Genomic DNA, 16,277 nt, shown 5'->3' with positions numbered 1-16,277 from the left:
CGAAGTGCTCTAATGCCACGAGCGGTCAGCTCTGCTCAGCAGCCTGCACTACCACTCGCGATCCCCGGGCTTCGACAACAACAATGGGTGTCCCATTATCCAGTGGTTCTCCTTCGGCGATCACGTCGATCAGCTCGTGGTTGATTCGCGCCTTGCCAGAAGGTCGCAGGTCGGTCGCGGCGGTGCCTTGCATCCCTATCAGGTTTGCGTAGTCGGCCAACGATTCGCGCATGCCCAGTTCGTCCAATTCCTCGTCATGTGGAGGCTCTAGAACGATCTGCCGAAACAAGGGTGCCTGCGGCAGGTACCGCCGCGTCACCAGCACAATGGCCATCATCCCCAGCCCCGCCAAGGCGACCGTTCCGACCGAACGAGAAAGTTCTTCCACTTCGGGTTCACTATGCGGCCGAACAAAAGTAAGACTTGCCAGCACTAACGAGGCCAGCATCATTGCTCCACCGCCCAAGCCGAAGACGCCGAAGCCAGGGATCACAAAGAATTCCAGCATGACGAAGCAAAAGCCGCCGGCGAACAGCAGAACTTCAAGCCAGCCGGCGGTGCCGTTGAGATATTTACTCCAAAAGAAGAGCAAGAGCGCCACCGCACCGATGAAAGCCCCAATGCCAACACCGGGTGTGCGCAGCTCGATATAGATCCCAGCAAAGCCCACCATCAGCAAGATCATTGCCAACTCGGGCGTTGCCAACGCCTCGATAAACTCCAGGGCGAGATTGGGTTGAGGATTGGAGATTTCTCCTTGCAAGCCAAAAGGCTGCTTTAGTTCGTCAAACGTATCTACGGTTCGCCAGGCGACGCCACGCTCGAGTGCTTGCTGTCCATCAAAGCTCAATCTTCCCTTCTCCAGTTCGATGTCATCGCGGTGTTGCCAAGCGGCCGCGTCGTCCATCTCTTGAAGTTCGGCTGGGGATAAGAACCGTGTATCACCAGTTTCCTTGTTTTGATATTCGGCAAGCTCAATCGTGGGGTCAATCATCGCCGAGAGCAACGACCATGGATGGTCGGTGCGCTGCGAGAGCGATTGCCGAATAGATTGAACGGCTGCTGCATTTTCCCGCGCCGCTGCATCTCCCGGCTTCTTTGCTTTCGCAGTGACCGACGAGAGCCTTGCCGTGGGGGCCATCGCCAATTGGTCGCAGGCGAGAGCCACCAACGCCGCGGCACCCGTGGCCTCGGCGGGCACATAGGCCACGGTCCGCACAGAGTTTGCATCCAGTCGGGCCAGCGCGGAAGCAATTCGCAGTCCCGCTTCGATATCGCCGCCAGAGCTGTCGATCCGCATACAGATCCAGTTGGCATTTTGCTGTTCTATGGAAACCCCCAAGAGGGTCTCGACTCGACTCGCAGTTTGTGCTGTCAATTCGCCCGTCACGTCAATCACCACGGGTCGCCAATCCTCAGCCAGGCTTTCGTCCTCGGCAAGCGAATCAAGGGAAACATCCAGCGCCGTCGCCAAACCTTTCCGCGAGGAGGCCAGGTATTTCACAAAACCAAATTGACGCCCCTCTCGTCCATCGAACTCAGCGAGTGTTCCTTCCGGGACCAGCACTTTCTCATTGATGATTTCGTGATTCGCGGTGAACTCGTCGAACTCTTCCTGGAGCAAGAAGTGTGTGCCATCCTCTGCTTCGACTTGCAAAACTTCCACTTGGGGATCGATCATCCCCACGGCGAGTGCAACCGGAATCGTCCGTTGCGTTTCGGCGATTTCTCGGTAGGCAGAAACCAGGGTCTGCTGAATCGCACCGTCTGCTGCTTCATCGGCTCCGGCGGCACCGATCGTCGCGTCGCCGCTCATCACGATCTCTTCGCTCGCCAGGGCCAACAACACACCGTGCCCCTTCAAGTTGTGTGGAACGTACGCCACGGTTTTCACGCCAGCCATTTCTCGACTACAAAGAAAGCGCGCTAGCGAGAAGGCACGCTCAAACCGACTCTCGCCGGCGTCTTCACCCACCTGCTGGGTGTCGAGCTGAAGCACGAGTAGAGGTCGCCGGGAATCCTTCTGCTCCTTGGCTTGCACGAGCAATCGATCGCGCAGCCGCCGAATCGTGTTTTGCAATACCTGATCGGCACTTCCGGTCAGGGGCAGATAGACCCGCACAAGCCCAGCCAGTTGATCAGTTCTTTCTGGCGGTGGTGCGGTAGGATCCGAGGCTCCCCAGCTTGCTCCCGTCAGGAGGCAGAATGAATAGCTCCATACTCCAAACCAAAGTATCGGGCGGAAGTGCCGTCGCACGGGCGAGTCGGACAGTCGGTCGGGTGCCATGCTGTTGCTCGTTGGGAAGAATTGGGGCCTATCTCAAATTCGCACCCAATTATACGTTTCTATCGGACTGAGGAAAAGAATTCGGTCCGAATGGCTCTGGTAACGAGAAATAACTACACCTTGGGGCGACCGACGCTGTAATACGTGAATCCCCGCGACTGCATGCGTTCTGGTTCGTAGAGATTCCGGCCATCGAAAACTACCGGCGAACGCAGCAAACTAGCCATCTCATCCCAATTGGGCCGTTTGTAGTCATTCCACTCGGTCATGATGCAGAGTGCATCGGCCTGGGCGAGTGCCTGCATCTCCAAGTCACAAAAGGTCACTTTGTCGCAGTACACTTTCTTCACATTCTCCATCGCCTCAGGGTCATGCACCTGTACCTTGGCACCTGACTCGAGAAGATGATCGATCAACACAAGTGCCGGTGCTTCGCGAATGTCATCGGTTCGCGGCTTGAAGGCGAGTCCCCAGATGGCTATCGTCTTGCCTGCGAGTTTCCCGCCGAAGTGTTGATCGACTTTCTCAATCATGACCTGCTTCTGAGAGGTGTTAACAGCATCGACGGCGCGAAGAATCCGCGGTTCCACTCCCAAGTCCTCAGCCATCGCGGAGAGCGCTCGCACGTCCTTGGGAAAGCAACTTCCGCCGTAGCCAACACCTGGAAAGAGAAACGCAAACCCAATGCGGCTATCGTGACCGATGCCGCGTCGGACGTCATTAATATCTCCCCCCATCCGTTCACACAGATTGGCCATCTCGTTGATGAAGCTAATCTTGGTAGCCAGCAGGGCGTTGGCCACATATTTGGTCATCTCTGCACTCTCGGGAGTCATCACCAAAAAGGGATTCTCGGTTCGCAAGAATGGTTCGTACAATTGCCGCAATATGTCGGCTGCCCGTTCGCTTCGCACCCCAACCACCACGCGATCCGGTTTCACAAAGTCGTCAATCGCCGCACCCTCTTTGAGAAACTCCGGATTGCTGGCGACTTCGCACTCTCGCCTCGTAAGTTCTTTGAGCATGCTATAGATACGCGCATTGGTTCCCACAGGAACGGTGCTCTTAGTCACCAGCACAGCATCCTCGCGAAGATGTGGAGCAATTTCCGTCACCACTTTCCACAAGGCCGACAGATCTGCTGCACCATCGTCACCCTGGGGAGTGCCCACCGCCAGATACACAACCTCCGCGGGCTTAATTGCTGCGATCAGATCGGTCGTGAACTGCAACCTCCGAACCAACAGGTTGTGTTTGACCATCTCCTCCAGTCCAGGCTCGTAGATAGGAACTTCTCCCCGACTGAGGGCTTCCACCTTGGCAGCATCAATATCGACGCACGTCACGTGATTTCCACTGTCAGCAAAGCAAGCCCCTGAAACGAGACCGACATAGCCCGTGCCTACAACCGCAATTTCCATGAATTTCTCGACGACTCTAATTAAGTTTGTGTTCTTGAGACTGCCACTGCATGAAGCAGGGAACCACCCAGCATAATTGCCCAGGCGAGATAAGAAAACCTACCCCATAAGATGGAGCCGGGGCGCCTCCGCCCCCGATTTTAGACAGTTTCCACCGTCCCATAGAACGCATCCGCCGGTAACCCCACCCGCTCACGTACCATCTGAGCAATCGCATCCACTTCCGCATCGGAGAGCGCCCCCACGAAATCCTCCGCCGGTCGGCGGGCCACCGTGTAGACCTGTACCAAGCTAATCTCCCCGCCCGCCGCGACAATTTCCCCCAACCGGTCGCAAAATGCCTCGACTTCGGATTGTGACGGCCCTTCTCCAGCCACCCTCATGAACAGCGCCTGAATCACCAGGGGCCTCACACGAGCTGCGGCAGTGATATTCTCCAGAATCCGCTCAAACGGAATCGAGGTCCGTTCGATCTTGTGATAATACTCTGCGGTTCCCGCATCGAGCTTGGCCCAAATCTCTCCTTGGTTGGCGTCGAGAATCGCGAGTCCGCGCTGCACATGTGGCCGATGGAACATGCTTGCGTTAGTGATCAACACCATCTTCACGGCATCGAGCCCCAACTCGCGCTTGAGTTCGGCACAAGTCGAGATAATAGTGTCAAAGTTGCGATAGGTGGTCGGCTCGCCATCACCGGAGAACGCCATGTCGTTCAATCGCCGAAGCTCAGCCGGTGTGTCGCGAAACTTGCTCGACTCGTAGATCTCACCGGACTTGACCAGCTCCAACACTTCTCGTATCTCGCCCACGAGGGCATCGAGTTCCACAAATTTGGTTTCGCTCTGCGAGGTTCGATCTACCTGGCAATAGATGCAATCAAAATTGCAAACCTTGTCCGGGTTCAGATTCACCCCCACCGAGATCCCTCGCGACCGGCGACTCAGTACGGGGTAGACGAACCGGTAGTGCTCAAAAGACCGATCGTGCAGTGTGTGAAGTTGGTGGGTCGGCATAATTCCCATAATACGCAATTTGCAGTTGCTTGACTAATGCACGTCTCTCAAGTCACTTTCTGAATAGCCGCCGTGCAACGCACGGCTGGACTTTTCAGTCACCGCTACCCATCAGTAGCAGGCTGACTCGAGTTCTTTCGCAGCGGTCGGAGGTACCAGTCTTTAAACTCAACCAACACAAGCCTCCAGTCATCTGCAATGAGCAGAGCGCAGGGAATGAGAAACAACGTCACAGTCGTGGCAAACATGACGCCGAACGCCAGGGACACTGCCATAGGAATCAAGAATTGGGCTTGCAGCGATTTGTCCATCAGCAGTGGCATCAGCCCCACAAAGGTTGTTATCGAAGTGAGCATGATCGGACGAAATCGCCGTGCCCCCGCCTCTAGCGCCGCTTCGAAGAGTGTGGAGCCTTTACCGCGGCGCTGATTCACATAGTCGACCATCACCAAGGTATCGTTCACTGAGACACCAGCCAGGGCCAGCATACCGAAGATCGACAAATAGGAGGGAGTAATGCCCAAAATTAGGTGTCCCAGCAGCGCACCAATAATTGCAAATGGAACAGCCAGCATGACAAAAAACGGTTGTCCCAGTGACTTCAGCGCGATGGCCAGTAGGCCGTAAAGGGTAAAGGCAAGTAGCAGCGAGCCGAGAATGGTTTGCTTCCGAGTGTCCTCCGCCTCAGCCACATAGCCCACAAATTGGAACGAGAGATTGTGCGGACGGCACAATGCCTCGATCTGAGGAGTGATCTCCTTGGCGATCCCTAACACGTCGACTGTGTCGTCGATCGGCTGGGCTCCACAGCGAAGTATCTCCGCACCATCCTTGCGCTGAACCCAGGAGGGAGCTTTGGTAAAAGCGATATCAGCCACAGTGGAGAGCGGCACATTGGCGCCACGAGGTGTGCGAATCCTCATGCGATCAAGTGTATCGAGCGACTCACGTTGCTCGCGCGGCAAGCGGACCATCACGCGAATGTCATCGACGCCACGCTGCACGCGCTGTGCTTCTTCTCCAAAGAAGGCTTGTCGTATCTGTTGCGCCAAGAGTTGCTGCGTCAGGCCCAACTCAGCAGCCAAGGGCTTCATCGTGAGTTCTAACTCATCCTGCCCATAATTGACGTTCGCCCAGGTGGAGCTGAATCCCTCATATTCATCGAGTATGTCTCGGATCCCCCGAGCAACATCCGCCTTCTCCTCAGACATGGGGCCGCGCAGCTCAATATTAAGGTTTTCGTTGTCAAATCCGCGATCATTGCCCATCCCAGAATCGGCACGAACCCGGAATTCCGACGCCTCCGTAATTGGACCAACAAGTTCTGTCAGCCGGGTGACCAATTCGCTGTTCTTTGGCCCAGGCTCACTTCGAACCGAAGGTGCCATCACCTCAAACGCAATCGCGCCACGCGATTTGTCGAAATCTCGATGGATTCTTTCTGCACCAACGATCATGGAGATGTCTTCCACCAGTGATTCTCCACTACCTGGGTCAGTATATTCGACCTGAAGTTGAAGCACTGCTTTTTCGATCTTATCCATATACCTAGCAGTAACTGCCAGCGGGGTATCGTCCGGCATGTCGAGTTGAGCAGTGATCCGCTGCCGATCCACCGATGGAAAAGCGATGAATTTCATCCGTCCGCTCACACAATAGCCCGCCATCAACAAGCCGGCTGCGATGAAACCTGCCATTACTGAAGCGCGATGCCGGACGGCAAATTCAAGCGTCGGCTGATAGAATCGTTCAATAAAGTATTCCAGACCATTGGCGATGGAGGTTTGGAAGCGAGTGAAAACATTCTGTCGTGGCACGGCTCGCAAATGCTTCAAATGTGCAGGCAAGATCAACTTCGATTCGATCAGTGAGAAAAACAGCACCGGCGCGACGATCGGTGGTACCTGCCGAGCAAAATCCCCCCAGGTCCCCTCAAAAAACATCAGGGGAAGAAATGCCACCATCGTCGTCAGGGCACCAAACGTCACAGGCGTGGCGACTTCATGGGTACCTTCGATGGCCGCTTCAAGCGGCGGGACACCGTTTTTTAATTTCAGGAAGACGTTCTCTCCAGTAACAATTGCATCGTCAACCACAATGCCCACCACGATGATGAATCCAAACAGGCTCATCACGTTTGCCGTGATGCCAAACCATGGCATCAGCATCACTCCTCCGGCGAAACCAACCGGGATGCCCACAACGATCCAGAAAGCCAACGCCGGACGCAGGAAGAGTCCCAAGAGCAGCATCACAAGCACACTTCCCTGAAGCAGCGATTGGACCAATGTACTCAACCGGCCTCGGATCGCTATCGACTCGTCGTCCCACACAAACAAATCGATCCCTTCGGGAAATCTCGTGCGAGACGTGCGGACATACTCGCGTACTTTGTTGGAGATATCAATCGCACTTTCTTTCCCAGTACGCATCACCTCGACAAACAATGCGGGCTTCCCGTTGAATTCAACGGTTTTTTCCCCTTCTTCAAATCCGTCAGTTATCGTAGCGATCTCGCCCAGCAGCACGTCCGCTCCGTTGGCAGCGCGAATCGGAACTTCCTTGAATTCTCGTTCGGAATACGCCTGGCCTCGCGTGCGAATAATAAAAGTTCCACTTGCACTGTCGATTGCGCCGGCGGGGAGATCAATCGAAAACTGACGGATGGCATCGGCTAGGTCTTGAAAACTCAATCCATAGGAAAGCAATTGACTGGAATCTACCTCGACGGAGATTTCGTAGCGACGATCTCCTTGGACTTGGGCACGACTGACCCCGGGTAGCGCCAAGACATCTTCCTGAACCCGCCGCGCGACTTCACGCAACTCATGGGGACTAAGTTGGCCCGTTACAGCGATACTCAATACTTCCCACCAGTTCGAAGAGTCGGGGATCGATATGCGAGGTCGCTCAGTCTCGTCAGGGAATGTGGTGATGGTATCGATCCGAGCTGTCACGTCGTCCATCAAGACACGCAAGTCGGTTCCTGGCTCCGCCTCTAGGAAAAACCGTGCTTCACCACGCCCCGCTTGGCTGTTGAGTGTTTCGATTCCCTGAACCCCTTCAAGTGCCTCTTCGATGGGGATCAATATCGCTTGCTCGACATCTTTGGCAGTGGCCCCGCGATAGGTCATTTCGACCATGATCATCTCGAAGCTGCGCTCAGGCGAAACTTCCAGCGGAATGCGAAACATGGCCGTATAAATGCCAGCGATGAGTATCGCGAGCATTAAGAAATTCGCAGCAATGCCATTGATTGTGAACCAGCGAATCATGATGCAACACTAATTAGCGGCGCTTTCCGAATCGTTCGCCGAAGTACATTTGGCAAGCGACTCGGGCGGAGAGGCGTCCGGAATGATGTCGACCTTCGCACCCTCGGGTGTGAAGACCATGGCAGTCGTTGCCAACCATTTTCCTGTGGGTATCTCAGAACTAGAGACGATCACATGTTCTGCATCCGACCAAATCGAATCGATGGAGAGCGGTAACAGTGTTTTCTCGGAGCTATCCACCAGGACGATCTTGTCCAACTGGCGAACCGCCGCCCGCGGCAAGGCAATCACGTCTCTCAAGACGACACCTTCGATCGAAGCGACAACGGGTTGCCCAATACGCAATGGCGGATTGTCTGAATTCCTTCCGAAGGGATCATCGATACGAGCAATAGCAAACAGCTCACGCGAGTTTTCGTCGAGAACTCCCTCAGTGCGGACGATCCTTGCTCGCCAGGAAGCGTCTGAATCTTCGTTAATGGCATCCTGCAACACCACTTCGACTGGCGCATCGTCGGCAAACTCGGGTAGTTCAAGATACTCTCGCTGCCGAGCAGAAATAGGCAGCCGAACTTCGGCAAAGTCTACCGCAAAGATTTCACCCAAAGGTGAGTTGGGGCTCGTCATTTGTCCCAAACCGATGGACTTCGTTTGCACACGACCGTCAAACGGTGCCAACACCTTGGTTCGCTTGAGATCGAGCTTCGCTCGTTCAACTTCTGTTGCAGCCAGATCGGCATCTGCCTCGGCTTGTTCTCGCGTAGCCGACGCGACCTCAACTTCCGCTTGAGAGACGGCATTCGATTTGATGAGTCGAAGTTTGCGCTCTTCATTCAAGTTGGCTAACTTCAACGCCGACTTGGCAGCCAACAGACGCGACTCGGCAATAGCAAGCGCGGTCTTGTAGTTTTGTTCGTCAATTTCAAGCAGGACTTCTCCTTTGGAGAAATAAGCTCCCGCCTCGAACGACGGGCTCACCTTCGTCACTGCACCAGCGATTTCTGCAGCTAAGGTGACCCGATTGTGCGCCTGCACGACGCCGTGGGTCTTGATGACGACCGGATAGTCGATCACCTCGAGTTTCTCTACTTTGGTACGGAGAGTTCGCTCCTCTGCTGCTGGGGTTGGTTTTTCTTCGACTTGCTCAGCGAGTTTCGAGTATCCAATCCAGCCAGCAAGAAGAATTGTGCAAGGCAATACCGCGCGCACGAGCAGACCGCCAGATTGCCGCATTGTTCCGCTGGATGTCGCCATAAGAAAATTATGAATGAATCGATCGAGCCAGGAGGGGATGCTCAGGTAAGCCAGCCGCGGTCAAAAGACCGCGGACCTTCGATTATAGCCACTTTTGCTCTACTCCGCTGCCCATGTCGGAGACTATTTGTGAGACAAAGGTGGCAAATTGACCGGTAAATCGTTACTCAACGCGGGTGACATGGACCATTTTTCCCATAGAACGGCCACCTCCTGGCCGTTTGCCCGAGTGCCCGCCCTACGCTCGGCATGCCAATACGATGCTATCTTACTGGCGAATCTGGGTGACTTTAACAATTATGTCGGCATTTAGACTGCCGATTTCCCTTCGGCGTTAAGCTTTTCCGCCCCCGTCAATCAATCTGTTCCGGCAATGCAGAAACTAACGAAGAATCTGGTGATGCGGAGTATTCTGATTTTAAAGGGCAGCGTGCGTCGGCGCGCATGAGCAAATGCAAAACGACAAAGTCAATTTAACGTCAAAAAGCAACTCCCCTGGACGTCCCGGCATCAATTGGTCGGTTGCGTGTATAGTGTTGTTGCTCGCTGGCTGCACCAGCACCCGAGACTGGATTGCCAACGGCTTCAAGGTGGGACCAGAATATTGCACCCCGAACGCGAATATTTCCCGAGATTGGATCGACGCCGACGACAAACGCGTCTTACATGATCCTGTAGATCACGCGGCGTGGTGGGCCACGTTTAACGATCCCGTCTTGAATCAATTGGTGGCTGAAGCCTATCGGCAAAATCTGACTCTCAGGGAAGCGGGAGCACGGATCATGGAGGCACGTGCCCTGCGAGCCATTGCCATCGGGACCGTCTTTCCACAACAACAGGACGTTTCGGGGCGCTATTCTCACAATCTGTCAAACGGCACCGGCTTCGACCGCCACTTCAGTGTTTGGAATGGACAATTCAATCTGGCCTGGGAAATTGATTTCTGGGGCCGATTCCGTCGCGCTGTCGAAGCGGCTGACGCGAATCTCGAAGCGAGCGTCTTTGATTATGGCGACGTCGTCGTAACATTGGTCGCCGACGTCGCTGCTACCTATGTTGAAATTCGCACCCTGCAAGCCCGTTTGGAACTTACGAAACGAAACGTCGAAATCCAGCGCGATACCTACGAACTCACCGAGACCCGTTTCCGAGAAGGTGCGACCAGTGAGATCGACGTGCAGCAGGTCAAGTCAAGCTTGGCCCAAACCGAAGGTTTCGTGCCCCAGCTAGAAGTCGCCATTCGGCAGGCCCAGAACCAGCTTTGTGTCTTGCTAGGCATGCCACCAGAAGATATCGCAGAACGGCTTGGTGAAGGGAAGATACCCGAAGTAGAAAAAGACATTGCACTCGGCATTCCCGCCGAGTTATTGATCCGCAGGCCAGACGTCCGCCGTGCCGAACGAGAGTTAGCGGCCCAAAGTGCGCTCATTGGCATCGCCGAGTCGGACCTCTATCCCCACATCAATATCACTGGCAACGTGGGCGTAACCGCAAACCAATTCAATGAACTGTTTGAAAACGGTTCGTCGTTCGGCTCCGTTGGACCTTCCTTCCGCTGGAACGTCCTCAACTATGGTCGCATCTTAGGAAACGTCCGCGTCCAAGAGGCCCGCTTCCGCCAGTTGCTCTCCCGCTATAGGCAATCGGTGCTGGTGGCAAATCTCGAAGCTGAAAACGCCATCATCGATTTTCTCAAATCACAAGAGCAGCTCAAGTGGCAACTCGAAGCCGCCGAGGCCGCCGACAAGACGAACGACTTGATCACCCTTCAGCTTGATGAAGGCGAGGCAGACTTCAACCGAGTTTTTAATGTTCAGAATTTCAAAACGCAGCAGGAAAGCGCTGCTGCCGTGGCCAAGGGCGATGTCGCCCAAAGCATGATCGCCATCTACCGTGCCCTCGGCGGCGGTTGGCCTTCACCCTTCCTGGGCGAGGCAATTCTCGAGTTCCAACCAGACATCGAGCCAGACGACATGGTTGAACCCGAACCTCTACTGGAATTGCTGCCACCCCCCGACGACCTACCAGAACTTCCCCAAGCACTCGCGCCTCAGCAGTGAGCAAAGTCGAAATTTATTCTCACACAATTCCCAATAGCCGCCATACAACACATGGCCGAGCCTTTCCTGCGAGCGTCTTCTCCCTACAGTGCAAAAAGTGCGAGAAGCCTTATAATAGGTCTCTCTCATCCACTATGCACCAACTCTTGGAGGACCTGTCATGCTGCCACAACTATCGATGAAACTCGTCGACGATTTCGAAAAAGGCCAACTCTCGCGTCGTGAACTCGCGGCCCAGTTGATCGGACTAGGGGCTGCCATGGCGGTGGTAGATAACGCGGCTGCGCAGACCGCTTCAAGCGCCGAGACCGAATCAGCAACCATCCAAGCCAAAGGCCTGGACCATATTGCGCTCAACGTGACTGACGTACCTCGGTCTCGCGATTTCTATGCCCAGCATCTGGGCCTCGAAGCACGCAGGCAAGGTGAAAACAATTGCTTCATGGCTCCCGCTGACAGCGATTTCATTCTGGCACTCTTTCAGTCGGAGCAACCAGGCATGAATCATTATTGTTATGGGATCGACGATTACGATGCCGAAGAGGTCGTCGAAAAGCTCATAGCCGCCCGCCTTGCCCTCCGCCGCGGAGGCAACCGCGTCTATTTCCCCGACCCCGACGGAATCACTGTCCAGCTCGCGGCGCGCGAGAACTGACTCAGTGCACCCGCTACGGAACAATCCTTTTGCGGTACTTCAGGGACTTCATTGCCTGATGAATCAAATCTTGAGCTGCTCCAGGCGAAGCGGTTCACCCTCTTCCAGAACTTCATCTGCGCAATTCAATTCGTTTTGCGCACAGGCACCTCGATTTTGCGAAAAACCCACAGAAACACCCCGCATTTCACTTCGTCGAAGTGGTCCAAAAGCAAACCTCATCTATAATAAACACAGGAATAAATCTCCGGAGTTGAACACTCCATTCCGTTTGCAGGATTCATTGCAAACAGGAATTCTTCATAGAAACCTTCGTGAGGCTTGGTTTAAGTGTTTCAGTTGATTCGCCTTCGTATTTACAACTTCATCGACACTGCTTGCTTAGCAATCGTATTGGTCCAGCTATCGCTATCGAGCTCACTGGTGAGCGCACAGCAGCGCTCGCTGGGCCTGGATATTTCTGCCTGGCAGGGGAACATTTCTTCGACGACTTGGAGCAACTTCTTGAACGTGGAGAACCGAGAGTTCGTCTTCCTGCGTTCCAGTCGGGGAGGGACCACGGGATTCTACAACCAGAGTAATCCCAGCAACACAAATCCTCCCGGCCAGAACACACTTTCCCAGCGTTACGACGATCCCTACTTTGTACAGAACATCACGCGCGCCACGAATGCAGGTTTGCTTGCAGGTGCCTATCATTTTGGGCGGTTGGATATCGTGGCAAGCACGCCGTACGCTGGCGGAATAGCCAACACGGGCACCGACGAGGCCAATCATTTCCTCCAGATGGCAGGTGCCTGGATGCGGCCAGGCTATTTGTTGCCCGTCTTTGACCTGGAGTCTGGAGAAACGCAACGGTCCGATGCGGAACTCACCCAGTTTTCAATCGATTTCTCCGATCGCATTTACGATGTGATGGGTATCCGTCCCGCCATCTATACCAATGGAAATTATGCTAGCCAAGTGCAGTCCTCGATTGTGAATGCTTATCCCGACCTCTGGATTGCCCGGTGGCCAAATCAGGGCAGTCCGAATTCTATCCCGGTACAGACCGCCAACCCTAATGATTCTCTGTCTTGGCTCTACGGTCCTTGGGATAACTTTGGCGATCCGCAACCTTGGAAATTCTGGCAGTATGCCAGCACCGGTCGGCTCAACAGCTTCAACAATGGTGGGAGCAATCTTGACTTCAATGTGGCTCAGGGGGGGACCGAATTTCTGAAAGACCAGCTCGTCCCCGCCCTCTGGACAAACGACTCCGATGGCCAATGGACAACGCTCGCCAACTGGAATAGTGGCCAGACTCCTGTCGCTCCGGAACAGGGTCCAGGGCAAGTCTCCCGGGTTGGGCCCTTGACGCTTCCCGCAGTCCGTTTACCAGGGGTCGACGACACGGTTGTCCTCGATCGTCCCGGTGCCAACATCAATGTCACTTTGAGTGCTGGAATTCAAAACATTCGCAAGCTGTATGTTCGGGAACAACTGAGTGTGACAGGAGGTGTTCTGAATGTCATCTATGTTCCGACATCTGATTCCACTCCAATCTCTGCCCAGTTTTCTGCCCCGGTATCACTGACTGGTTCCGCCAGACTCCGTGTCCACACGCTCCAGGTCGACGCATTTCAAAGCCTCACCATTGATGGGGCCACACTTACGTTCGACACGATCAATCTTATGCCGCATAGCTCCGAATCGGCGAAAATCCTGATGGCAGGGGATCTCAATTTCACACTCCTTGGCAGCGGCACTGCCACCATTGCCAATGGCACAGGAACCGGCAACTCGGGCCACGTCGACCTCGGGGGAGCGAATCGAGTCTTCAATATCGCGGATGGAGCTGCCAGCATCGACTTGGCAATTGATGTTCCGGTAATCAATGGTTCGCTGACAAAATCAGGCCCTGGAACGCTCGCCCTCTATGGCAATAATAGTTTTACCGGCGATGCTGTGGTCGAAGACGGCGTGTTGAGCCTAAGCCAAGCGATGCTTCCCGACGATTCCGATGTCTCCCTCGCAACGGGTGGAATTCTTGATCTCGATTTCTCTGGAACCCCGGATGTGATCGGCAAATTCTCGATCGACGGTTCTTCGCTGGCCGTTGGCATCTGGGGAGCCGTCGGCTCAGGAGCCCAATTCACCACCCCCTCCATCACCGGTGCCGGAATGCTGCAAGTGACGAGTACCAACATTCCTGGCGACTTCGATGGCGACAATGACGTTGATGGCGATGATCTTACGACTTGGCAGACTGCCTACGGAAACGGAGCGGGAGCCGACGCAGACCAAGATGGCGACAGCGATGGCCAGGACTTTCTCGTCTGGCAACGCAACTACACGGGATCCAATCCACTAACCACTGCCACGGCAGTCCCGGAGCCAGGATCCATCACCTTACTCCTAGTTGCTTTGATAACTGTTGTGATGGCGAGGGGAACCGGCACTTTGGCTTGCATCTGAGTAGCATGTTTATCGTCATGGGACCAATCAAGTCGCACTCTTCAACTTACGAGGCAGAATATGATTCGTTGTGTTGCTTTTCTAGTATTCTCGATGAGCCTTGTTGTCACTACGCGTCAGGCCGTTGCCGAGTTTGGCGATTACCGGGCTTTGTTCGTCAACCGTTTTGAATACAGCTACAGCTCCGCCAGCATTAATTCCATATTTCAAAATGCGGCAGACTTGGGAATCACGGACGTGATGTTCCAGGTGCGGGGCCGCGCCGATGCGTTCTATGACAGCAATTTTGAACCGCGCGCAAATGGGTTATCGTCTTTGTTTGATCCGTTGCAAACGGCTATCGACGCCGCTCACTCAAGAGGCATCAAACTCCACGCTTGGCTCAATGCCACCCCCATGTGGAACACCACGGCAATCGATCCTCCTACATCTCCGATAGCGCATGTATTCCACAACACCAACCCTAGTTTTCGTCTCACCGATATCAATGGCAATGTCGAACCGCAGGAGGGCTGGAGTAACTATTCCAGTGTGAATCCCGTGCTGCCTGAGGTGCATACCCACATTAACAACGTGGTCAATGACATCTCCACGAATTACGCCGTGGACGGGATCCACCTCGACTATATTCGCTACATCCCAGGGCCTAGCTTTTCGAGACTGCCCCATGATGCCTTGTCACACCAATTATTCTTTGATGAGACAGGCTTGGATGGCTCGAATGTGGGCAATGCTGCGGCCTATCGCAGCTTCGTCAAGAATCGTATTACGGATCTCGTCGCTTCAGTCAAACAGACCGTAGATGCTTCGGAAGTAACTACGGGACGCAACGTTGAATTGACCGCCTCGGTGTGGCGTGATCCCGACGTGGGCTCAAACGACTACATGCAAGACTACCGAACCTGGCTAGAACAGGACTTGCTCGACGTAGCAATGCCCATGATCTATCTTAGTGACTCAAATGACGGCGCCCTATTCAATCCTAATCTACTCAACACTTTGCAAGTCCCCACGAATAGCCGTGTTGCACCCACCCTGGGCGTCTACTTGCATAGCTCCAGTGGAGGAGGAGTCGAATTGACCAAGAGCCAACTCGACCGTGCCCACCTTGCCGGCACGGATGGAATCAGCTTCTACGGCTACACAGCCATGTTCAATGAAGGACTTTCTACGCAGCGCAGAGCGGCGGTGCTCGACTATTTTGAGCAGATCGCCAATGCTACACAGGGGAATCTGATTGACGACTTCGAAGTCGACGAAGGTCATTTTTCTTGGCCGTATAACCATTCGCCAACTTCACAGACTTTTGGGCTCTCCCCCGCGACAACCATTGAGCAAGTAACCACGGTGTCGCAAGCCGGCACTGGATCGCAGGAATTGAGCCTAGTCGACAGCGGGGCAGGAACGTGGCAGCTACGCCACAATTCAGGCATCGGTACAGCCGCAGACGCCGGCAGCAATGTTTCCCTACCAGCAACAGGTTATGTCGGGTTCTGGCTCAAGACGACAGATCCCGGCATGACGGTGCAAATCTCGATCGACGATCCCGGTACGGGGGAACTCGGTTTCTTGCAGGAGATCAGGGCCGACGACCAGTGGCATCTCTATCAATGGAATCTCGAAGACGAACGCCAATGGGATGGTTGGGCGGGGGGTGATGGTGACATTGACGGCCCCAACGTGACTATCGACTCTATTCTCTTTCAGGGCGATGGCGATGCCACGATTTATCTCGACTCGGTCACCCACAACCCCGATGGACTGATCAGCAATCTGGCCGTGCCCGAGCCAGGTACGGTATGTTTGATCGGGTTTGCATTGGCGCTTGTTGGTGTCGTGCGACGGGTTTAGCGCG

The 16,277-nt window shown here is 54.5% G+C and carries 9 protein-coding genes; 4 read left to right on the top strand and 5 right to left on the bottom strand.

Translation table 11 applies throughout. From position 1 onward, the window contains the following. Positions 1-25 precede the first annotated feature (25 nt). From Pr1d_RS23330 to Pr1d_RS23310, 5 genes are all read right to left on the bottom strand, one after another. Positions 26-2,287 carry an NfeD family protein gene (locus Pr1d_RS23330; protein WP_148075780.1) on the bottom strand — a complete coding sequence of 754 codons (2,262 nt, stop codon included), beginning with the start codon at positions 2,285-2,287 and terminating at the stop codon, positions 26-28. 113 nt (positions 2,288-2,400) lie between these two features. After that, the gene (locus tag Pr1d_RS23325) at positions 2,401-3,708 is read right to left on the bottom strand and encodes a UDP-glucose dehydrogenase family protein (protein ID WP_148075779.1); all 1,308 of its coding nucleotides are present in this window, start codon (positions 3,706-3,708) and stop codon (positions 2,401-2,403) included. 140 nt (positions 3,709-3,848) lie between these two features. Further along, positions 3,849-4,721, bottom strand: coding sequence for a radical SAM protein (locus Pr1d_RS23320; protein WP_148075778.1), 873 nt, complete (start codon positions 4,719-4,721; stop codon positions 3,849-3,851). 104 nt (positions 4,722-4,825) lie between these two features. Then, a complete protein-coding gene (locus Pr1d_RS23315; RefSeq protein ID WP_148075777.1) occupies positions 4,826-7,996 on the bottom strand; it encodes an efflux RND transporter permease subunit in 3,171 nt (1,056 codons plus the stop codon). A 9-nt stretch (positions 7,997-8,005) separates the two neighbouring features. Further along, positions 8,006-9,250, bottom strand: a complete 1,245-nt coding sequence (locus Pr1d_RS23310) for an efflux RND transporter periplasmic adaptor subunit (RefSeq protein WP_238476577.1) — start codon at positions 9,248-9,250, stop codon at positions 8,006-8,008. A gap of 452 nt (positions 9,251-9,702) precedes the next feature. Here Pr1d_RS23310 and Pr1d_RS23305 point away from each other — a divergent pair, with 452 nt between their 5' ends. The 4 genes from Pr1d_RS23305 to Pr1d_RS23290 all read left to right on the top strand — a co-directional run bounded on the left by Pr1d_RS23305 (position 9,703) and on the right by Pr1d_RS23290 (position 16,273). After that, a complete protein-coding gene (locus Pr1d_RS23305) occupies positions 9,703-11,310 on the top strand; it encodes an efflux transporter outer membrane subunit (protein ID WP_148075776.1) in 1,608 nt (535 codons plus the stop codon). 160 nt (positions 11,311-11,470) lie between these two features. Continuing rightward, positions 11,471-11,965 carry a VOC family protein gene (locus Pr1d_RS23300; protein ID WP_148075775.1) on the top strand — a complete coding sequence of 165 codons (495 nt, stop codon included), beginning with the start codon at positions 11,471-11,473 and terminating at the stop codon, positions 11,963-11,965. A 339-nt stretch (positions 11,966-12,304) separates the two neighbouring features. Then, the gene (locus Pr1d_RS23295) at positions 12,305-14,422 is read left to right on the top strand and encodes a GH25 family lysozyme (RefSeq protein ID WP_210417811.1); all 2,118 of its coding nucleotides are present in this window, start codon (positions 12,305-12,307) and stop codon (positions 14,420-14,422) included. A gap of 60 nt (positions 14,423-14,482) precedes the next feature. Next, the gene (locus Pr1d_RS23290) at positions 14,483-16,273 is read left to right on the top strand and encodes a family 10 glycosylhydrolase (protein ID WP_148076504.1); all 1,791 of its coding nucleotides are present in this window, start codon (positions 14,483-14,485) and stop codon (positions 16,271-16,273) included. The last annotated feature ends 4 nt before the right edge of the window (positions 16,274-16,277 follow it).

This window comes from Bythopirellula goksoeyrii (assembly GCF_008065115.1).
GTDB lineage: Bacteria > Planctomycetota > Planctomycetia > Pirellulales > Lacipirellulaceae > Bythopirellula > Bythopirellula goksoeyrii.
The sequence above is the reverse complement of the archived record's forward strand: the minus strand, read 5'-3'. Positions and strand labels throughout refer to the sequence as shown.